We start from the raw sequence: 19664 nt of genomic DNA on the forward strand, positions 1-19664 counted from the left end.
GAGTCCGCTGCCGTGGAGGTCATTCTGGTTCCGGCTTTCGCCGACAATTACATTTATGTGCTGCGCGACGCGGCATCCGGCAAGGTCGGAGTCGTCGATCCCGGCGAAGCCGCCCCGGTGCAGGCGGAGCTGGAGCGGCGCGGCTGGGCCCTGACCCACATCTTCCTGACCCACCACCACAACGACCATATCGGCGGCGTGGCGGAGCTGAAGGCCCGCCATCGCGCCACCGTGATCGGCGCCCGCGCCGACGCCCACCGCATTCCCGACCTGGACGTTGCGCTCAGCGACGGCGACCGCACGGTGTTCGGGGAGCAGACCGCCCGCGTCATCGCCGTTCCCGGCCATACCAGCGGCCACATCGCCTTCTGGTTCGAGGCGGCGGAGACGCTTTTCAGCGGCGACACCCTGTTCTCGCTCGGCTGCGGACGCCTGTTCGAGGGCACGCCCGCGCAGATGTGGGAGTCTCTGCAAGGGTTGCGGTCGCTGACCGATTCGACCCGCGTCTATTGCGGCCACGAGTACACCCAGTCCAACGGCCGCTTCGCCCTGACCGTCGACCCGCAGAATTCCGCGCTGCGCCAACGCATGGAGGAGGTCGCGGCATTGCGCGAGCGCAACCAGCCGACCATCCCGACCACCATCGGCCTGGAACGCCGGACCAACCCGTTCCTGCGCGCCGACGACCCCGGCGTCCAGTCCGCCATCGGCCTGCCCGGCGCCCCGGCGGTGGAGGTCTTCACCGAACTCCGCCACCGCAAGGACCATTTCCGCGGTTAGCCGGCGCGGCTCGCATTCCCGGAGAGTTCCTATGAGCTAACTGACAGGAGCTTGCCGGCCGGGGGAACACCGTCGCAGACGGTCAGAACTGCTTCAGCAGGCGGTCGATGTAGTTGCGTTCCTCCTGCGGGCGGCCGTATTGACCGGAGCGGCGGCGGAGTTCATCGAGGATTTCGCGGGCGCGCTGCAGTTCCGACTGTTCCGGGATCTTCACGTCGTTGGAGTCCTGCATGCCGTAACCGGACGGGCGGCGGCCCAGCGGGTCGCGGCCGCGGCCGTTCTGGCGCGGCATCTGGCCCTGCTGGCCCATCATGGCCGGCCCCTGGCCCATCATCATCTGCTGGGCCATCTGCTCGGCCATGCCCTGCATCCCCTGCTGGAGCTGTTCCATCGCCTCGGTCTGCGACGGTACGGCGGCGCCGGGGGCGCCCTGCTGCAGGGCCTGGGCGGCGTCGCGCATGGCGCGTTCGGCGCGGCCCAGCGGCTGCGGGATTTCGCCGCCCTGCTGCTCGCCCATGCGGCGCATCAGCTCGCCCAGCTGGCGGCGCAGGGCCTCCTGCTGCTCGGCCTGCTTCTGCAGGGTCGGGCTGCCGGTATTCTGCTGTCCGTTCTGCTGCTGGCCGTTCTGGCTGCGGCGTTGGCCGGACTGCCGGTTGCGCGGCTGTTCGCCCTGCTGTCCCTGCTCGCCCTGCTGCTGCTGGTCCATCGATTCCTGCGACTGGCGGAAGCTCTGGTCCAGAAGCTTCTGCTGCTCCTGGGTCAGCTTCTGCAGCTGCTGCATCATCTCCCAGCTCTGGTTCTGCTGCTGGCCGTTCTGCTGGTTCATCTGGGCCATGGCGCCGGAGCGCATGTTCTCCAGCATCTGCTGCAGCTGGGACAGCATCTGGCGCGCGGCGTCGCGCGATCCCGTCTGCGCCATCTCGCGCATCTGGTCGAGCATCTGCTGCAGGTCATTGCGGTCGGTCATCTGATCGGCCATCTCGGGCGGGACCATGGGCAGCTGCTCGCCGCGCTGCAGGGCTTCCATCATCCGCTGTTCCATGGCGTCCAGGAACTTGTCGAGCGCGGCCTGCAACTCGTCCATCAGGCGGTTCAGCTCCTCGTCCGGCGCATTCTTGTCCAGCGCCTCGGACAGCCGCTTCTCGGCGTCGCGCAGGTCCTTTTCGGCCAGCGACAGGCCGCCGTCCTCGATGCGCAGCGCGGTTTCCCACATCTGCTGCTGCAGCGGGGGGATGGCATCGGGGCTTTCATCCAACATCAGCCGGGCGATGGTGGTGCGCATCGACAGGAAGGCGACGATGTCGTCGCCATAGGTGCCGGGCCGGGCGGAGAGCTCGGCCAGCGCGCGGGCGACCTGCACCCGCGAGCCCTGCGGATTGCGGGTCAGGATCTTGCGCTGGTTCACGATGGCGCGGGCGACCGGGTGGTTGAAGGTCCGTTCCGGCAGGGTGATCGCCGCATCCTCCGACCGGCCGGTCTGGCCGGCGCCGTCGGTGGCGGTCAGGCGCACCGTCACCGGCATGCCGGCCCAGGGATGGGCGGTCAGGTCCTGGAAGGCGGTGCTGTGCGCCTCCTTCGGGCGGACGCCGGGCAGCGACAGCGCAAGCTCCATCATCTCGGCGCTGTCCGCCTTCGCGGCCCCGTCCGGTGCCGGGGCGGTTGCCGGCGGAACGGCGGGGGCGAGGCGGATTTGCGCCTTCACCTCGGTCAGGCCGTAATCGTCGCGGGCGGCATATTCAAGCTTCAGGGCGCCGCGCTCGGCAGCCGAGGGCTGGTTGACATGGGCGACGATGGGCGCGCGGTCCGGCACCACCTCGATCGGCCAGGAGCCGAGCGTGCTGCCGCTCTGGGTGACGGAGATGCGGGTTCCGCCGGTCACCGGCCTTTGTACCTGGAAATTGGTGGAATCCACCGCCTCGAACGGGCCGGTCTGGTCGCCGGCTTCCAGGCTGGGGGTGCCGCTGCCGCCGGTGACGCGAGCCAGCACGAGGCTGCCTTGCGGAACCTGGACCGGCTGGTTGGCCGGCTGCTGGCCGGCGGATGTCGGACCGGACGTGGCGCCGGGTGTGCCGGCAGGTGTTGCGGCGGAGCCGGATTTCAGGAAGACCGGCGGCAGGCCGGTATATTCGGGCGGGTTGATCCAGAGATCGAGCGTGGCCGTGGCCGTGGCCGCGCCGCCGTCGAACCGAGGGGTCAGGGCGGCGGCCACCCGCGGGCGCCAATCTCCCCAGGCGGCGGCGCCGGCCACCACCAGCATCAGGATCACGAGGGCCCGCAGGGCGTAGCGGTCGTGCGACGGCACCTCGGTTCCCGGCCACGCGACGCGCAGCTTGCGCATGGCGGCGCGGGCGCGCTCCTGGTGCAGGCGCCACAGGGCCTGGGCCATCGGGTCGTTGCCGGCCGGGCGGTCGCGCAGGGTGTGCAGCGGACGGTGGTCCAGGCCGCTGTCGCGCTCCAACCGCCGCCGCGCCTCATCCTCGGCGGGCGCGCGGAAGCGCCGGAACCCGACGGCGACCGACAGCAGGAAGGCCGCGGCGAGCCCCAGAAGCGCCAGCGCATGCAGCCAGCCCGGCAACAGGACCAGCAGATTCAGCAGGGCCAGCGCCAGAAAGGCGCCGAGGACGGACAGGGGCGCCCAGAGAGCCGGTCCCAGCCGTTCCCATAACAGCGCCGCGCGCGCCTGGACCAGCCGGAAGCGCGGTTCCCGCACGCCATCGCCCCACCCATCGCCCTGCCGGTCGCCGTTGGCAGTCCGGCTGTCGCCGGGTCCGGAGTCGCCGCGCCGCTCGTTCTGCTTCATGCCGCCCCCTCCGCGCCGAAATGCAGCCGGTCCGCCGCCGCCCACCGATACTGCCGCGCACTCCAATCATATGGCGCCGACGATGGAGTTTGCCCATCGGCGCGATGGTACAGCCCATCATTGCGCAGTGGCGAAACTATGGCGGCAACACCATGGCGCGAAAATGCAGAACCGGAACAGGAGGTTAAAGCGTCAATCGCCGTCGCCGGGCGGCAGCGTCTGCGACGCGGCGGCGCGGCGACGGGTTTCGCGATGCAGGATGTACAGGCCGCTGGCCATCACCACCGCGGCCCCGATCGCCATGGTCACGGTCGGCACTTCGCTCCAGATGAGCCAGCCGAAGCCGACCGCAAGCAGAAGCGAGGTGTAGTTCAGCGGCGCCACCACCGCGGCCGGCGCCAGCGAATAGGCGCGCGTCAGCATCAGCTGCCCACAGCCGCCCAGCAGGCCGATCGCGACCAGCAGAAGCCAATCCAGCGGATCCGGCGTGACCCAGGAAAAGGGCAGGGTCAGTCCCAGGAGGACCGTGGTCAGCAGGGTGAAATAGAAAACGATGGTGTCCGGCGGTTCCGTCCGGCTCAACTGGCGGATGGTGATCATCGCCAGCGCGTTGGTCAGCGCGCCGCACAGCGCGATGATGGCGCCCAGGTTCAGCACGTCGCCGCTGGGCTGCACGATGATCAGCACGCCGGCGAAGCCGACCAGCACCGCGCTCCAGCGGTGGATGCCGACCTTCTCGCCGAGCAGCGGCACCGACAGCGCGGTGAGGAACAGCGGGGCGGCGAAGTTCAGCGCGATGGCGTCGCCCAGCGGCAGCAGGTGGAACGACCAGAACATGGCGACCATGGTGGTCAGCCCGATCAGCGACCGCCCCATATGGCCCCAGGGATGACGGGTGTACAGCGTCGCAGCGAAGCCCTTGCCGAGATGGATCGACAGGCAGACCGGGATCAGCGCGAACAGGCTGCGGAAGAACATCACCTCCGTCACCGGGAAGCGGTCCATGAGGAGCTTCGCCAGGGCGTTCATCAGCGAGAAGAACAGCACGGACGCCAGCATCGAACCGATGCCGAGCCGGATGTTGTCGATGCGCTTGTGCGGCTTGGAGAGGGTTTGCTGCGGGACTGTCACGGTGCACCGAACCTACCAAGCGAAACCGCCCGCGTCACGGTGTCGCGACGCGGGCGGTCATGTCCATGCGGTATGGCGGCGTTGCGAAACCCGCCCCGCTGTTTAGCTGATTAAGGTGCCTAGACCGTGAACAGGCCGGAGACCTCCGCCTCGGCGCGCAGCCAGTGCTCCTCCTCGCGCCCTCCCGGACGGCCTTCCTCTTCCCAAATCTGATAGGCGCGTTCCTGGATCATCCGGTTGCGCTGGCCGCTCAGCAGGCCCTCGGCGATGTTCATGTTCAGGCGGGCCAGCGAAACCAGCTTGCTCGTCTCGATGGCGCCCTGGGTCGCCAGCATGGTGGTGGAGACGACATACTGCGCCAGATTGCGCAGGTTGGCCTTCACCTCCGGCTCGACCGGGCAGTCGTCGTTCAGCAGGACGGTCTTGATCGCGATCCACAGCTTCAGATTCTGGTCCAGCGCGATGCTGACCTTCTCCGGCGAGTCCGATTCCAGGAGGCTGCTGGCCGCCTGCAGCAAGACGATGCTGTCCTGTTCCACCGACGCGAAGTTGGTCCGCAGGATGATGTCGGCCCAGCTTTCCACCGGCGCTTCGAAGACGGGCGCGGCAGCGGTGGGAGCGGTTGCGGGAGCAGCGGAGGCAGCGGTCTTGCGCTTGGTGGCCATGGTGGGTTCCCCGGGAAGCGTTCGGTCCGGGTCCACTTGAACGAACCATGTTTAACATGCCGTTAAGATGCTACCCCAGCGCGCGTTTTCCCGCCGCCAGTCGCCGCGACACGATGTCCCGACCTGCCGGCGGGATCAGGGGCCGCCGAAAGGCAAACGGTAATAAAAGCCGAAGACGTTGTTGGCGCCCGCCGACGGATCGCCCGAGGCGGCATCGTTGATGATGCGGCTGTAGCCCAGGCTGAAGCGGGAGTTGTTGTCGAACTGGTACCCCAGTTCCAACTGCGAGCGGAATTCGGTGGTGGGCGCGCCCTCCCGCCGCACGGTGGGCAGGGTGCCGGCGCCGACGCTGGGCGTGAAGACGAAGGAGCCGAGCGGGACGTCGATCAGCACGCCGCCCATGATGCCGGCCAGCCCGCTGGAAATCCCGGCGCTTCCCGTGCCGGCCAGCCCACTGCCCAGCCCACCGCCCAGACCGCCTGTCAGCCCGGTCACGGCGCCGCGCGGGGTAAGGCTGCTTCCGGTGCCCGGCCCGATCCAGGGCCGCACACTGGCATAGCCCTCGATCTGCGGAATCAGCGAGCTGCCGATCCGCATCTTGCTGTTCAGCACGGTCAGGCTGCTTTCGGCCGGCGGCTGCAGGCTGTAGGCGAGGCCGCCCAGCGCCCAATTGCCGAATCGCCCGTCGGCGTCGATCGTCTGCGCGGCTACCGGTTCCGCCAGGATGCACGCAAGGATGCCGGCGATCATTCCGGCCCGCGCTGCGGCGGGTATGCTGTGCGTCAGACGGCTGAACAGGCGATTCACGGGCACCCTCCGGTGACGCGTCGGCTCTGGCGAGCGCTTCCTACCAAGCGTTCTGGACCATGCGGTCAGGCCACTATAACGATGGGGCGTGCCCATCGTCCCATGGTGTATCCGCGCTACCCCTAGGATGTCGTGATCGGCATCGGCGTTTCAACCATGAAAGCAGAAGCGGGGCGGGGTCGACACTGTTACCATCCCGTCATGACAGCGCCCCCCGCCGACCGGCAGCCCGGCCTGCCGCAGAACCATGGACAGCAGGAGGCGATCGCCTTCCTGGGCGATCCGCGCAGCCATGGCGGTTTGGCGGTGAAGCGGATCGACACCCATGCCGCCCTGGTTTTCCTGGCCGGCGACCGGGCGCTGAAGCTGAAGCGCGCGGTGCGCTATCCCTATCTGGACTATTCGACGTTGGACAAGCGCCACGCCGCCTGTCTGGCGGAACTGGCGGTCAACCGCCGCACCGCGCCCGCGCTCTACCGGGAGGTGATGGCACTCCGCCGCGGCGCCGACGGACGGCTGTTCCTGGATGCCGGCGAAGGAAGCGGGGAGGCGGTCGACTGGCTGGTGGCGATGAAGCGCTTCCCGGACGACGCGCTGCTCGACCGCATGGCGGAGCGGCACCGGTTGACCCCCGGCCTGATGCGCCGGCTGGCCGAACGGATCGCCGCCTTTCATGGCGAGGCCGCCCCCAGGCCGGATGGCGGCGGCGCGGCGGCGATGCGGGCGGTCGCCGACGGCAATCTGGAGGAACTGCGTGCCGCTCCCGACCTGTTTCCCGAAACCATGGTGGCACGGCTGGCGGCGCGCGGCGCGGCGGCGCTCGACCGGCTGGCGCCGCTGTTGGAGGAGCGGCGGCGGACCGGCTTCGTCCGGCACGGGCATGGCGACCTGCATCTGCGCAACATCGTCCTGCTGGACGGCGAGCCGACCCTGTTCGACGCCATCGAGTTCGACGAGGCGCTGGCGGTCGCCGACGTCTTCTACGATCTCGCCTTCCTTTTGATGGATCTCGACCACCGCGGGCTGCGGCCGCTCGGCAATGTGGTGCTGAACCGATATCTGGAGAAGACGGAGGATTACGGCGGGCTGGCGGCGCTGCCGCTGTTCCTGTCGCTCCGCGCCGCGGTGCGGGCAAAGGTGCTGGCCGCCGCACTGCGGCTGGACGGCACCGCCTCCGGGCTGGCGGAGGAGGCCCGGCGCTATCTGGACCATGCGCTGGCGGCGCTCGATCCGGCACCGGCGCGGCTGGTCGCGGTCGGCGGCCTGTCCGGCACCGGCAAGACGCGCCTTGCCGAAGGGCTCGCCCCCGGACTGGAACCGGCACCCGGCGCGGTGGTCCTGCGCACGGACGTGCTGCGCAAGCGGCTGTGCGGCGTGGCCGACACCGACCGGCTGCCGGAGGACGGCTATGCCCCGGCCATGACGGAGCGGGTCTATGCCGAACTGTACCGGCGGGCCGCCGCCGTGCTGGCCGCCGGCCAGGCGGTGGTGGTCGACGCGGTCAGCGCCCGGCCGGAGGAGCGCCGCCGACTTGCCTCGTTGGCTGCGGATGCCGGCGTGCGATTCGACGGGATCTGGCTGGAGGCGCCGTTGACCGCGCGGGTGGAGCGTGTGGCCAATCGCCGCAACGACGCGTCCGACGCCACCCCAGGGGTGGTGGAGCGGCAGGAAAGCTATGATTTGGGTACAATCGATTGGACGCGCCTGGATGCTGGCAGGGTTGCAGCGGATGTGCTGGACGACGCCCGCGCAAGCTTGGCCTAATTCCAGGGCGGACAACATGTTAAAGGTTGAATGTCGGAAGTCGGCGGCTCCGCCCCAGGCCGTGGACCGATACGATCATACGGGTATGATGGGGCGAACGACGACCCGGTGAACGTTCCGCCGCAGCGGCGGGCGGACCGGAACCGTCCGGGAAGGGCCGCTCGAACCGGTCCGGGAGGAGTCCATGACCTATAAGACCATCCTTGTGCCGCTGTGCGGCAGTGACAACGATCCGGTGGCCCTCAAAGGTGCGGTCGCGGTTGCGAAGGATTTCGACGCGCATATCGTCGCCCTGTTCGTGTGCCTCGACCCGCGCGATGCCGTGCCGATGCTGGGCGAGGGCATGTCAGGCGCCATGGTGGACGAGATCATGCGCGCGGCGGAGGACGAATCGAACAAACACCGCGTCGCCGCCCGCAGGCATTTCGAGACGGTGATCGCCGATGCCGGGATCGAGCTGCGCGACCTCCCCGGCGGGGTGGAGGCGCCGTCCGCCGCCTGGCGCGAGGTCGTCGGGCGGATTGAGGACGTGGTGCCGGCCGAAGGCCGCCTGTCCGACCTGATCGTCTGCGCCCACACCTCCATCGAGGCGGACACCCAGGGCTACACCACCATGGAAACGGCGCTGCTGGGCTCCGCCCGGCCGGTGCTGCTGGTGCCCAAGGATCTGCCGGCGGAAATCGGCCGCACCGTCGCCGTCGCCTGGAACGGCAAGGTGGAGGCGACCCGCGCCGTCGCCGCCGCACTGCCCTTCCTGCGCAGCGCCGAGCGCGCTCTGGTTCTGACCGCCGAAACCTCGGTTACCGAGCCCGCGACAGGACGCCGCATCACCGATTATCTCGCTTGGCAGGGCGTTAACCCTGAGTTAACTATATTGCATCCGGGATCGGAACCCGTCGGGGAGACGGTCACCAAGAAAGCCGTGGAGCTGGGCGCCGACCTGCTCGTGATGGGCGGTTACGGCCACAGCCGGATGCGGGAAATGATCCTGGGCGGTGTCACGCGCTACGTGCTGAACCACGCCGGGCTGCCGGTTCTTATGGCTCACTGATCTTTGCCGGCCTTCGGCCGCGCGGCATCCCCGCCGCCCAATCGGGCGGGGATGCCTTGCGGCGTTGGCCGTTCCAAGGCGGGCGGTCCAGCCGAACCGATCCACCCCTGTCCGCAGGGAGGCCCGGCCGTTCCCGGGAGGAACGCGCCATGTTGACGATCAAGGACTGCATCGCGCTGAGCGATCTCACCGAAGCCGAGATCGACGCGATCGCCGAACACGAACATCTGCCGGAAATGCTGGCGGTGGAGATGGGCCATTGCCTTGCCCACTGCCCCGGCGGACCCGACCGCATCGCCCACATCATCGCCGACGACATCGCCGAGGCCTGCGCCCACGGGCAGGTCGTCCATGCGGTGGAACTGATGCATACCCTGCGGGAATTCGTCGAAACGCATCCGCAGAGCTGAAGCTGCGGCCTGGGGTTTTGGGAACAGTCGGCACGCGGCGGGGTTCTATTGGCAACCTGTCTTTCAGAGATTGCCCCCGCAACGATTGCCAAGGACCCTGACGATGGCCAGCAAGACCACCGGCACCCAGGCCGACATCTTCGCCCGCATCAAGACCGATCACGACACCATCCGCAGCCTTCTGGAAAAGACCGAGAAGGCCAACGGCAGCGGCCGCGCCGTGTTCGAGGATCTGCAGCGCGAGTTGTGGGCCCATTCCAAGGTCGAGGAGGGCGTGTTCTACGCCTCGCTGAAAAAGGCCAAGGAAGCGAAGTCGGAAACCATCGAAGGGCTGAACGAGCACCACCTTATCAACGGCCTGCTGGACGAGCTGAACGCGATGAAGACCAGCGACAGCGGCTGGAAGGAAAAGCTCCAGGTGCTGGGCGAACTGGTCCGCCACCATCTGGACGAGGAGGAGGAGGAGTTGTTCGAGGAGGCCAAGGACGTCCTCGACGACGCCCGCGCCGCCGAGTTGGGCAGCGTCTACGCCGACCGCAAGCAGCACATCATGGCCGGGCTGGCGCCGCTGTAAGCAGGCCTGCGCTTCCACTTTTCTCCCTCTCCCCCTGGGGAGGAGGGACATTGGGGCATGAGAGGGCAAGTTTACGCTCGCCGCCCATTCGGTTGCCGCCGGCCGGTAAAGGGGCCATATCTGGAACCTCCTTGAACTGGCCGGCGGTGTCGATGTCCAAGCCTATCTGCGTCAAGCGAGTGCCTCCGCGGCGGGCCGGACGGTTCCGCAGCGCCCTGCTGGCGGCGGCCGTCCTCGGGATTTCCGCAGCCGCTTCCGCCGCCATGACCGGTCCGGCCTTTGCCGCTCCGGCGGCGCCCGCAAAGGAACTGGCCCAGAAGACCTGTGCCACGCTTGCGGCGCGGGTCGATGAGGTGCCGGGACGCGGGCCGCTGTTCCTGCGCAGCTACGACAACTCCTACGCCCCCGGCCCGTCCTCCGAGCCGGCGCTTTCGACCGCCGCCTTCACCTACGACAACGCGCTGGCGATCATGGCGCTGACCGCCTGCGGTCGGCAGGACCGCGCCTTGCGCATCGGCGAGGCGCTGCTCGACGCGGTGTCGCTCGACCGCGCCGGCTGGAAGGGACGGCTGCGCAACACCTACCGGGCGGGCGCGCAGAAGCAGCGGCCGATACCGCCGAACGGCTGGTGGGATGCCGTCGGCAACCATTGGGGCGAGGATCCCTATCAGGTCGGCACCGCCACCGGCAACGTCGCCTGGGCCGGGCTGGCTCTGCTGACCCTGGCGGAGTCGACCGGCCAATCCCGGTTCCGCGACGGCGCCGAGGAGTTGGCGCGCTGGGTCATCGAGCATACCCGCGATCCGCGCGGCCCCGGTGGCTTCAACGGCGGTCTGCAGGGCTTCGACGACGCGCCGCAGCCGCTGACCTGGAAATCGACCGAGCACAACACCGATCTCGTCGCCCTGTTCGGCTGGCTCGGCGGCGATTTCGCCGGGCCGGAGCGCGAGGCGCGCGCCTTTCTCGACAGGCTGTGGACGGCCGGCGGCGATCGTTTCCCGATCGGCACCGGGCCGGACGGCGTGACGGTCAGCACCTCCACCTCCGGCCTCGACGCCCAGCTCTGGCCGCAGATGCTGCCCAAGGCGCCGGAGTCCTGGCGCGCCGCGCTGTCCTATGCCGAGCGCGCCCATGGCGCCGACGGCGGTTTCGATTTCAACGACGACCGCGACGGCATGTGGGTGGAGGGCACGGCGCAGGCGGCGCTCGCCTACCGCGTCGTCGGCCGCCGTGCCGATGCCGACCGGCTGTTCGGCGAATTGCTGAAGGAGATCAGCCCCGGCGGCTATCTCTACGCCACCCGGCCGCAGGTGCTGTCGACCGGGCTCGCCATTGGGCCGGACAGCAAGACCGACGACTTCCTCTATTACCGCCGCCCCCATCTGGGCGCCACCGCCTGGGCGGCGCTGGCCGCGCTGGGATGGAACCCGTTCACGGGGAAGACGGTGCCCTGACTGTTAATCCCCGACCGTCTATCCGTGGAAATGCTCGTAGAGCTTCCGCGCGGTGGCGGCGCTGATGCCGGGGGCGGCTTCCAGATCCTTCAGCCCGGCGGAGGCGACGGCGGTGGCGCTGCCGAAATGGTGGAGCAGCGCCTTCTTGCGGGCCGGGCCGATGCCGGGGATGCCGTCGATGCGGGTGTGCGACATCGCCTTCATGCGGCGGGCGCGGTGGCTGTCGATGGCGGTTCGGTGTGCCTCGTCGCGCAGCCTTTGCAGGAAATGCAGCACCGGGTCGTTGGGCGGCAGGGTCAGCGGCGGCTGGCCGGGGCGGAAGAAGCGCTCGCGCCCGGCATTGCGGTCCGGTCCCTTGGCGATGGCGACCAGCGGGATGTCGGTGATCTGCAGCATCGCCAGCTCGTCCTTCACCGCGTTCAATTGGCCCAGCCCGCCGTCGATCAGGACGAGGTCGGGCCATTGCCCGGAATCGCGGCCGGCATCATTGCTGCGGTGGAAGCGGCGGGTGAAGGTCTCGCGCAGCATGGCGTAATCGTCGCCGGCGGCTTCGGGGTCACGGATGTAGAAGCGGCGATAGGCGTTGCGCTGGAACCCCTCCGGCCCGGCCACCACCATCGCGCCGACCGGGAATGAGCCCTGGATGTGCGAGGTGTCGTAGATCTCGATGCGGCGCGGGGCGGCGGGCAGGCCGAAGACGCGGGCCACCCCCTCCAGCAGCGTCGCCTGGGTGGATCGCTCGGACATCCGGCGGCCGAGGGCGTCGCGGGCGTTGGTCTGCGCATGTTCGACCGCGCGGCGCTTCGGCCCGCGCTTCGGGCATTCCACGGCGACACGGTGGCCGGCCGACAGGCTCAGCGCGTCGGCCAGCAGTTCCGGGGATTCGACCGGGTCGCTCAGCAGCAGCAGGGCCGGCGGCGGGGTATCGGCATAGAGCTGGGCGGCGAAGGCGGCCAGGATGTCGCCCGGTTCCTCCTCCGCGTCGATGCGCGGGAAGAAGGCGCGGGTGCCCTGGTTGCGGCCGCCGCGGAAGAAGAAGGCCTGGACGCAGGCCGCTCCGCCCTCGCGGTGCAGGGCCAGCACGTCGGCATCGCCCAGCGCGTCTTCCAGATTGATGTCCTGGCGGCTCTGCAGCGCGGTCAGGGCGCGGATGCGGTCGCGCCAGCGGGCGGCGTCCTCGTATTCCAGCCGGTCCGAACTGTCGAGCATGTGGCGGGCGAATTCCGCCTGCACCTCCGCGCTGCGGCCGGACAGCACGTCGCGCACGCCCTGGACCTGGGCGGTGTATTCCTCCTCGCTGACACGGCCGACGCAGGGGGCGGAGCAGCGCTTGATCTGGTGCTGCAGGCAGGGGCGGGTGCGCGAGACGAACACCCCGTCGTCGCAGGTGCGCAGCAGGAAGGCGCGCTGCAGAGCGGCGATGGTCATGCCGACCAGATGCGGCGAGGCATAGGGGCCGAACAGGTCGGAATCGCGGCGGTTGCCCTTGCCCGCCGTGCCGCGGCGCTCGGCGCTGCCGCGATGATGCATCAGGCGGGGGAAGTCGTGGCCGCTTCCTTTGCTGCTGTGGCCGATGACGATGTAGGAGAAGGAGCGGTCGTCCTTCACCAGGATGTTGAAGGGCGGCAGCAGGCTGCGGATCAGGTTCGCTTCCAGCAGAAGCGCCTCGGCCTCGGTATGGGTGGTGACGAACTCCATGGAGCGGGTCAGCGACACCATCCGGCGGGTGCGGTTGGGCAGTCCGTCGGTCCGGGTGTAGCTGGCCACCCGGCGTTTCAGGTTCTTGGCCTTGCCGACATAAAGGACCGACCCGTCGGCCGCCAGCATCCGATAGACGCCGGGCGTGTCCGGCAGGGTCGGCAACTGCGCGCGGATGACGTCCGCTCCGCTGCCGGGCACCCTGTCCATAAGCACTCTCGTTCCCGCGATGATCCCGATTCGCCGCTCACCCAAGCAGTAGAACGGAACAGGACCAAGAGACAAGAATCGGACTGGGCGCGGCGGCAGGGATCTGCCATGCGGCGAGGGCGCGGATCAGCCCCCGAACACGGTGTTCAACTGGGCGCCGACGCGCACGAAGGTGGTGCGTTTCGGCACCTCCTTCAGCCGGGTGGCGCCGATATAGGTCATCATGCTGCGCACGCCGCCCATGATCTCCTGCATCGTGTTCTCCACCGGGCCGCGGTAGGGGATCTCCACCGTCTTGCCCTCCGACGCGCGGTAGGAGGCGACGCCGCCGGAATACTTGTGCATCGCGGTGTCAGACGACATGCCGTAGAAGGTCATGGCGACGGGCACGCGGTTGCCGTCGCGGTCCTCGTAGCGGATCTCGCCCTCGCATTCGTCATGGCCGGCCAGCATGCCGCCGAGCATCACGAAGTCGGCGCCGGCGCCATAGGCCTTGGAGATGTCGCCCGGCACGGTGCAGCCGCCGTCGCCGCAGACCTGCCCCTTCAGCCCGTGCGCGGCATCGGCGCATTCGATGATGGCCGACAGCTGGGGATAGCCGACGCCGGTCATCTTGCGGGTGGTGCAGACCGAACCCGGCCCGATGCCGACCTTGACGATGTCGGCGCCGGCCAGCAGCAGCGCCTCCGTCATGTCGCCGGTGACGACGTTGCCGGCCATGATGACGGTGTCCGGGTTCTCTTCGCGCAGGCGGGAGATGACCTCGACGAAGCGCTCGGTATAGCCGTTGGCGACGTCGAGGCAGATCTTGCCCACCGGCGCCTTGGCCTTCACCGCCTGGAACTTGTCATGGTCGGCTTCGGCGATGCCCATGGAATAGAAGACGTTGGACAGGGTGGCGGATTCCGCCTCCGCCCGGAAGAAGGCGGCCAGTTCGTCCGCCTTGTAATGCTTGTGCAGGGCGGTCATCGCGCCGAAGCGCGACAGCGCGCGGGCCATGCCCATGCTGCCGGTGACGTCCATGTTCGCGGCGATCAATGGGAAGCCGGTCCAGTCGCGCTGGGTGTGCAGGAAGGTGAAGCTCCGGTTGACGTCCACGTCGTTGCGGCTCTGCAGCGTGCTGCGTTTCGGCCGGATCAGCACATCCTTGAAGTCGAGCTTGAGATCGCTTTCGATGATCACCGCACACCTGCTCATCTCTGTTTGCCGGGCCGGCCGCTTTCACCAGGCCCAACACCACAGAGTGGAGGCGCGGCCCGGCTTCGGCAAGCGCCATCGCGGGCGATGGGCGGGGGTGCCGCGTTTGAAGCTGTTTCGCCGAAACGAGGGGTATCCCCTCACTCCTCCGCATCCTCCCCGTCGGCGTTCGCCGGTTCGCTGCCGTCGGCGACATGCACCTGGCAGTCGGCGTTGCCCAGCACCTCCATCAGTTCGGGCGGCGGCAGGCGGTCGGTGAACAGGGCGTCGAGCACGCTGACGTCGGCCATGCGGATCATGGCGTTGCGGCCGAACTTGGTGTGGTCGGTGACCAGGAAGATCCGGCGCGAGCTTTCGATGATGGCGCGGGCGACGCGCACCTCCTGCTCGTCGTAATCCAGCAGGTCGCCTTCGGAATCGATGCCGCTGATGCCGATGATGCCGATGTCGACCTTGTAGCGGCGGATGAACTCCACCGTCGCCTCGCCGATGATGCCGCCGTCGCGTTCGCGCACCAGACCGCCGGCGATGGACAGCGCGAAGTTCGTGTTCTTGTGCAGGATGGTGGCGACGTTCAGGTTGTTGGTCAGGACGCGCAGCCGCTTGTGGCCGAGCAGGGCCTGGGCCACCGCCTCCGTCGTCGTGCCGATGTTGAGGAACAGCGAGGCGTCCTCCGGCACATGGCGGGCGACCAGTTCGGCGATGCGGCGCTTTTCCTCCGCCATCAGGGTCTGGCGGGTGGAGTAGGCGATGTTCTCCACGCTGGACGGCACGGTGACGCCGCCGCGGAAACGCCGCACGGCGGACTGCCCGGCGAGATGTTCGATGTCGCGGCGGATGGTCTGCGGCGTGACGTCGAAATGCTCGGCCAGCCACTGGATCTGCACCATGCCCTTGGCATGGACGAGGGTCACGATTTCCTGCTGGCGGCGTTCGGCGTCCAGGCGCGCATCCATCGGGGGGCTGTCTCCGGTCGGTGGGGGCTGACTGTGGGAGCGTCAGTGAATCAGATGCGCGGATTCGGTCAAAGCGAAAAGCGATCCCGCTGGCCGGCCTCCCGCATGCCGGCGCGGGGCGCGGGCTTCACCGTAAGGGAAGGATTGTTTGCTGCACAAGCATATTCGTTTCCGAAAGCGGGCCGGCGTCATGAGCGTTTCAAACGGTCTGCCACCCTCTTGCCTGTAGCCAGGACGCCAAAACCGGCGTAGCCTCGGAGATATGTTCAGCTAAGCGAACATTTTCCTTTCCAAACGCAAACGAACATCGTACGTTCCAAAACGAAAGCGGCCGGGTTCGCAAGGAACCGGCGCGGTACGGAGAGGAACTCATGGCGAACGAGTCCGCGGTTACCGACCTTCTGATCGTCGGCGGCGGCGTGAACGGGGCGGGCATCGCCCGCGACGCGGCCGGGCGCGGGATGTCGGTGGTGCTGTGCGAACAGGGCGACCTCGCGGGCGCCACCTCGTCGGCCAGCACCAAGCTGATCCATGGCGGCTTGCGCTATCTCGAATATTACGAATTCCGTCTGGTGCGCGAAGCGCTGCAGGAGCGCGAGGTGCTTTTGCGCGCCGCTCCGCACATCATCTGGCCGATGCGCTTCGTCCTGCCCCACGACAGCAGCATGCGCCCGGCCTGGATGGTGCGGATCGGCCTGTTCCTTTACGATCATTTGGGAAAGCGTAAGCTCCTGCCGGGTTCGCACGGCGTCGACCTGACCAGCTCGCCGGCCGGAAAGCCGCTGTCGGGCGGCTTCACCAAGGCGTTCGAATATTCGGACTGCTGGGTGGAGGACAGCCGGCTGGTCGTGCTGAACGCGATGGACGCGCAGGCCCGCGGGGCGGAGATTCTGACGCGCACCCGCTGCGACAGGGCGGTCCGCCGCGACGGGCTGTGGGAAGCGACGCTGGTCGACGTGAACTCGGGCGCCGCGCGCACCGTCCGCGCCCGCGCGCTGGTCAACGCCGCCGGCCCCTGGGTGCGCGAGATGATCGCCAGGCGCACCGGCGTCACCGTCGACAAGTCGGTGCGCCTGGTGAAGGGCAGCCACATCGTCGTTCGCAGGATGTTCGAAGGCGAACACGCCTACATCTTCCAGAACGACGACCGCCGCATCGTCTTCGCCATCCCCTACGAGCGCGAATTCACCCTGATCGGCACCACCGACCTCGATTATTCGGGCGATCCCGGCGCCGCCGCGATCAGCGCGGAGGAAATCACCTACATGTGCCGGGCGGTGTCGCGCTATTTCGCCACGCCCGTGCGCGAAAGCGATGTGGTCTGGACCTACAGCGGCGTCCGTCCGCTGTTCGACGACGAAAGCGGCAACGCCTCGGCCGTCACCCGCGACTATGTGCTGGAGATGGACGAGCCGGCCGGCGGCGCGCCGATGCTGTCGATCTTCGGCGGCAAGATCACGACCTTCCGCCGGCTGGCGGAGGAGGCGACGGAGAAGCTGGGCCGGGCGCTCGGCAAGGATGGCGCCGCCTGGACAGCCGCCTGGACCGCGGACGTGCCGCTTCCCGGCGGCGACATCGCCGGCGCGGACTTCGCCGGCTTCCTCGCCGGGCTGAAGCGGAGCCGGCCCTGGCTGCCGGAAGCCCTGGCCTACCGGCTGGCCCGAGCCTACGGCACGCGGGTCGACCGGCTGCTGGGCGACGCCAAGGGGCTGGACGACCTGGGCATCGATTTCGGGGGCGGCGTCCATGAGGCCGAACTCGACTACGCCATGCGGGAGGAGTTCGCCCTGACCGGCGACGACTTCCTGTGGCGGCGCTCCAAACTTGGTCTGCACCTGGACGCAAATATCCGGGAAGCCATCGGCGACTGGTTCGACCGGCGCCGCGAAGCGACGGCCAACAGGGATTTGGGCGGCGATACCGCCACCCTGCGGTCGATGGGAGGACAGCGGTGACACTCACACTGGAAGGCGTGGCGAAGCGTGTCGGCGCCGAGCAGCATCTCCACCCCCTGTCGCTGGAGCTGCAGCCCGGCAGCTTCAACGTCCTGCTGGGGCGGACGCTGGCCGGCAAGACGACGCTGATGCGGCTGATGGCCGGGCTGGATGCGCCCAGCGCCGGGCGCGTGCTGGAGAACGGCAAGGACGTGACCGGCGTGTCGGTGCGCCGGCGCGACGTGGCGATGGTCTATCAGCAGTTCATCAACTACCCGGCGATGACGGTGTACGAGAACATCGCCTCGCCGCTGCGCCGCCAGGGCAAGGACAAAGAGGAGATCGACGCCAAGGTGCGCCGCACCGCCGCCATGCTGCGGATCGACCCCTATCTCGACCGGCTGCCGGCCGAGCTGTCGGGTGGGCAGCAGCAGCGCTGCGCCATCGCCCGCGCGCTGGTGAAGGGCGCCGGCCTGCTTCTGCTGGACGAGCCGCTGGTCAATCTCGACTACAAGCTGCGCGAGGAGCTGCGCGCGGAACTGCGCGACATCTTCGCGGATGGCAGGACCACCGTCGTCTACGCCACCACCGAACCGCAGGAGGCGCTGATCCTCGGCGGCAGCGTGACGGTGCTGCATGAGGGGCGGATGCTGCAGAACGGGCCGACCGGCGCCGTGTTCCATGCCCCCGCCACGCTCGACTGCGCCGAGGTGTTCAGCGACCCGCCGATGAATGTGGTGGACGCGATCCTCACCAACGACCGGGTCGCGCTGTCCGACGGCACCAGCCTGCCGCTGTCGGCCCATGACCGCAACCTGCCGGCCGGACCCTGCAAGGTCGGCATCCGCGCCAACCACCTGACGGTGCTGCGGCGGAACGAGCGGCTGGTGCCGATCAGGGGGCGGGTGGAGCTGTCGGAGATCAGCGGGTCGGAGACCTTCATCCACCTGCACCATGGCGGAACCACGCTGATCGCGCGCGAGGACGGGGTGCACAGCCACCCGATCGGCGGCGAGATCCAGGTCTATGCCGATCCCGACCGCATCTTCGTCTTCTCCACCGCCGGGCGGCTGGTGGCGGCACCCAACTGGCGGCGCGGCGCGCTGCGCTACATCGCTTAAGGGGGGCGGGAGCGATGGCGACCATCCAATTCGACAATCTCGGCCACTCCTATCACCCGCATCCGAGCCGGCCCGAGGACTATGCGCTGCGCCGGCTGTCGCAGGAATGGGAGGACGGCAAGGCCTATGCGCTGCTGGGTCCATCGGGCTGCGGCAAGTCAACGCTGCTGAACATCATCTCCGGCCTGCTGGTGCCCAGCGAGGGACGGGTGCTGTTCGACGGGCTGGACGTGACCCGCTGCACGCCGGAAGAGCGCAACATCGCCCAGGTGTTCCAGTTCCCGGTCATCTACGACACCATGACGGTGTACGAGAACCTCGCCTTCCCCCTGCGCAACCGCAAGGTTCCGGCCGCCGATGTCGACCGCCGCGTGCGGCAGGTGGCGGAGGCGCTGGACCTGACCGCCGACCTGAAGAGGCGCGCGAAGCGGCTGACGCCCGATGCCAAGCAGAAGATCTCCATGGGCCGGGGCCTCGTGCGCTCCGACGTGGCGGCCATCCTGTTCGACGAGCCGCTGACCGTCATCGACCCGCACACCAAGTGGATCCTGCGCCGCAAGCTGCGCCAGATTCACGAGGAATACCGCCTGACCATGATCTACGTGACCCATGACCAGGTGGAGGCGCTGACCTTCGCCGACAAGGTCGCGGTGATGTACGAAGGGGCCATGGTCCAGCTCGGCACGCCGCAGGAGCTGTTCGAGAATCCGCAGCACACCTTCGTCGGCTATTTCATCGGCAGCCCCGGCATCAACCTGATGCCCTGCACGCTGGGCGGCGACCACGCGCTGGTGGATGGGATTTCCATCCCGCTCCCCGACCGTGCGGTTCCTGCCTTCGGCTCCAGAGGCGGCGGCAAGTTCGAGCTGGGCATCCGGCCGGAGTTCCTGGAGCTGACCCGCAGCGGCAGTGCCGGCGCCATCCCGGTTCAGGTCACCGGCGTCGACGACCTCGGCACCTCCAAGCTGGCGACGGTGCGGCTGGGCAGCCACACGCTGAAGGCCCGGCTGAGCGAGGAGCAGGAAATCCCGGCGCTGGACGCCGCCATCCGTTTCCCCACCCGGTGGACGAAGCTCTACCGCGACAGCCATCTGGTCGGTTGAAGGAGGCGC

At 68.6% G+C, this 19664-nt stretch carries 16 protein-coding genes; 9 read left to right on the forward strand and 7 right to left on the reverse strand.

Annotation, left to right across the window (positions count from 1 at the left end; all coding sequences use genetic code 11):
* Positions 1 to 12: 12 nt before the first annotated feature.
* A complete protein-coding gene (gene gloB, locus DM194_RS25350; RefSeq protein WP_111070430.1) occupies positions 13 to 780 on the forward strand; it encodes a hydroxyacylglutathione hydrolase in 768 nt (255 codons plus the stop codon).
* An 82-nt stretch (positions 781 to 862) separates the two neighbouring features.
* Here the strand turns inward: gloB and DM194_RS25355 are convergent, their stop codons facing one another.
* The 4 genes from DM194_RS25355 to DM194_RS25370 form a co-directional block, all read right to left on the reverse strand.
* Positions 863 to 3580 carry a TIGR02302 family protein gene (locus DM194_RS25355; RefSeq protein WP_111070431.1) on the reverse strand — a complete coding sequence of 906 codons (2718 nt, stop codon included), beginning with the start codon at positions 3578 to 3580 and terminating at the stop codon, positions 863 to 865.
* A 192-nt stretch (positions 3581 to 3772) separates the two neighbouring features.
* The gene (locus DM194_RS25360; RefSeq protein ID WP_176581510.1) at positions 3773 to 4711 is read right to left on the reverse strand and encodes a DMT family transporter; all 939 of its coding nucleotides are present in this window, start codon (positions 4709 to 4711) and stop codon (positions 3773 to 3775) included.
* A gap of 119 nt (positions 4712 to 4830) precedes the next feature.
* Positions 4831 to 5376, reverse strand: coding sequence for a DUF2934 domain-containing protein (locus DM194_RS25365; protein WP_111070432.1), 546 nt, complete (start codon positions 5374 to 5376; stop codon positions 4831 to 4833).
* A gap of 135 nt (positions 5377 to 5511) precedes the next feature.
* Positions 5512 to 6183: a hypothetical protein gene (locus DM194_RS25370; RefSeq protein WP_111070433.1), complete on the reverse strand. Its 672-nt coding sequence runs from the start codon at positions 6181 to 6183 to the stop codon at positions 5512 to 5514.
* 201 nt (positions 6184 to 6384) lie between these two features.
* Between DM194_RS25370 and DM194_RS25375 the strand changes: the two genes are divergently transcribed.
* From DM194_RS25375 to DM194_RS25395, 5 genes are all read left to right on the forward strand, one after another.
* Complete coding sequence (locus DM194_RS25375; RefSeq protein WP_111070434.1) at positions 6385 to 7947, forward strand: bifunctional aminoglycoside phosphotransferase/ATP-binding protein; 1563 nt, start codon at positions 6385 to 6387, stop codon at positions 7945 to 7947.
* 184 nt (positions 7948 to 8131) lie between these two features.
* Positions 8132 to 8998 carry a universal stress protein gene (locus tag DM194_RS25380; RefSeq protein WP_111070435.1) on the forward strand — a complete coding sequence of 289 codons (867 nt, stop codon included), beginning with the start codon at positions 8132 to 8134 and terminating at the stop codon, positions 8996 to 8998.
* A gap of 149 nt (positions 8999 to 9147) precedes the next feature.
* Positions 9148 to 9408, forward strand: coding sequence for a hypothetical protein (locus tag DM194_RS25385; protein WP_111070436.1), 261 nt, complete (start codon positions 9148 to 9150; stop codon positions 9406 to 9408).
* 103 nt (positions 9409 to 9511) lie between these two features.
* Positions 9512 to 9982 (forward strand): hemerythrin domain-containing protein, encoded by a 471-nt coding sequence (locus DM194_RS25390; protein WP_111070437.1) that lies wholly within the window; start codon positions 9512 to 9514, stop codon positions 9980 to 9982.
* A 152-nt stretch (positions 9983 to 10134) separates the two neighbouring features.
* Positions 10135 to 11436: a hypothetical protein gene (locus tag DM194_RS25395; protein WP_111070638.1), complete on the forward strand. Its 1302-nt coding sequence runs from the start codon at positions 10135 to 10137 to the stop codon at positions 11434 to 11436.
* Between the two features lie 18 nt (positions 11437 to 11454).
* On the opposite strand, the gene uvrC is transcribed toward DM194_RS25395, so the two are convergent.
* The 3 genes from uvrC to DM194_RS25410 all read right to left on the reverse strand — a co-directional run bounded on the left by uvrC (position 11455) and on the right by DM194_RS25410 (position 15497).
* Positions 11455 to 13344 carry an excinuclease ABC subunit UvrC gene (gene uvrC / locus DM194_RS25400; RefSeq protein WP_111070438.1) on the reverse strand — a complete coding sequence of 630 codons (1890 nt, stop codon included), beginning with the start codon at positions 13342 to 13344 and terminating at the stop codon, positions 11455 to 11457.
* Between the two features lie 126 nt (positions 13345 to 13470).
* Complete coding sequence (locus DM194_RS25405; RefSeq protein WP_111070439.1) at positions 13471 to 14526, reverse strand: GMP reductase; 1056 nt, start codon at positions 14524 to 14526, stop codon at positions 13471 to 13473.
* A 155-nt stretch (positions 14527 to 14681) separates the two neighbouring features.
* Positions 14682 to 15497 (reverse strand): DeoR family transcriptional regulator, encoded by an 816-nt coding sequence (locus DM194_RS25410; protein ID WP_111070440.1) that lies wholly within the window; start codon positions 15495 to 15497, stop codon positions 14682 to 14684.
* Between the two features lie 371 nt (positions 15498 to 15868).
* Here DM194_RS25410 and glpD point away from each other — a divergent pair, with 371 nt between their 5' ends.
* The 3 genes from glpD to DM194_RS25425 are packed head-to-tail and all read left to right on the forward strand — an operon-like array spanning position 15869 to position 19655.
* Positions 15869 to 17452 (forward strand): glycerol-3-phosphate dehydrogenase, encoded by a 1584-nt coding sequence (gene glpD / locus DM194_RS25415; protein WP_111070441.1) that lies wholly within the window; start codon positions 15869 to 15871, stop codon positions 17450 to 17452.
* Positions 17449 to 18552: an ABC transporter ATP-binding protein gene (locus DM194_RS25420; protein ID WP_111070442.1), complete on the forward strand. Its 1104-nt coding sequence runs from the start codon at positions 17449 to 17451 to the stop codon at positions 18550 to 18552. The genes glpD and DM194_RS25420 overlap by 4 nt, the downstream gene beginning before the upstream one ends.
* Positions 18553 to 18566: 14 nt before the next feature.
* On the forward strand, positions 18567 to 19655 hold the full coding sequence (locus DM194_RS25425; protein ID WP_111070443.1) for an ABC transporter ATP-binding protein: 1089 nt from the start codon (positions 18567 to 18569) through the stop codon (positions 19653 to 19655).
* Positions 19656 to 19664 lie beyond the last annotated feature (9 nt).

Origin of the sequence: Azospirillum ramasamyi (genome assembly GCF_003233655.1) — a bacterium.
Lineage (GTDB): Bacteria > Pseudomonadota > Alphaproteobacteria > Azospirillales > Azospirillaceae > Azospirillum > Azospirillum ramasamyi.

Bases quoted from the DNA above. Each gene is read 5' to 3' on its own strand.
- DM194_RS25380 (WP_111070435.1), top strand. From the start codon at position 8,132: ATGACCTATAAGACCATCCTTGTGCCGCTGTGCGGCAGTGACAACGAT.
- glpD (WP_111070441.1), top strand. From the start codon at position 15,869: ATGGCGAACGAGTCCGCGGTTACCGACCTTCTGATCGTCGGCGGCGGC.
- DM194_RS25425 (WP_111070443.1), top strand. From the start codon at position 18,567: ATGGCGACCATCCAATTCGACAATCTCGGCCACTCCTATCACCCGCAT.
- DM194_RS25355 (WP_111070431.1), bottom strand. From the start codon at position 3,580: ATGAAGCAGAACGAGCGGCGCGGCGACTCCGGACCCGGCGACAGCCGG.
- uvrC (WP_111070438.1), bottom strand. From the start codon at position 13,344: ATGGACAGGGTGCCCGGCAGCGGAGCGGACGTCATCCGCGCGCAGTTG.
- DM194_RS25410 (WP_111070440.1), bottom strand. From the start codon at position 15,497: ATGGATGCGCGCCTGGACGCCGAACGCCGCCAGCAGGAAATCGTGACC.
- DM194_RS25385 (WP_111070436.1), top strand. From the start codon at position 9,148: ATGTTGACGATCAAGGACTGCATCGCGCTGAGCGATCTCACCGAAGCC.
- DM194_RS25395 (WP_111070638.1), top strand. From the start codon at position 10,135: ATGTCCAAGCCTATCTGCGTCAAGCGAGTGCCTCCGCGGCGGGCCGGA.
- DM194_RS25375 (WP_111070434.1), top strand. From the start codon at position 6,385: ATGACAGCGCCCCCCGCCGACCGGCAGCCCGGCCTGCCGCAGAACCAT.
- DM194_RS25365 (WP_111070432.1), bottom strand. From the start codon at position 5,376: ATGGCCACCAAGCGCAAGACCGCTGCCTCCGCTGCTCCCGCAACCGCT.
- DM194_RS25390 (WP_111070437.1), top strand. From the start codon at position 9,512: ATGGCCAGCAAGACCACCGGCACCCAGGCCGACATCTTCGCCCGCATC.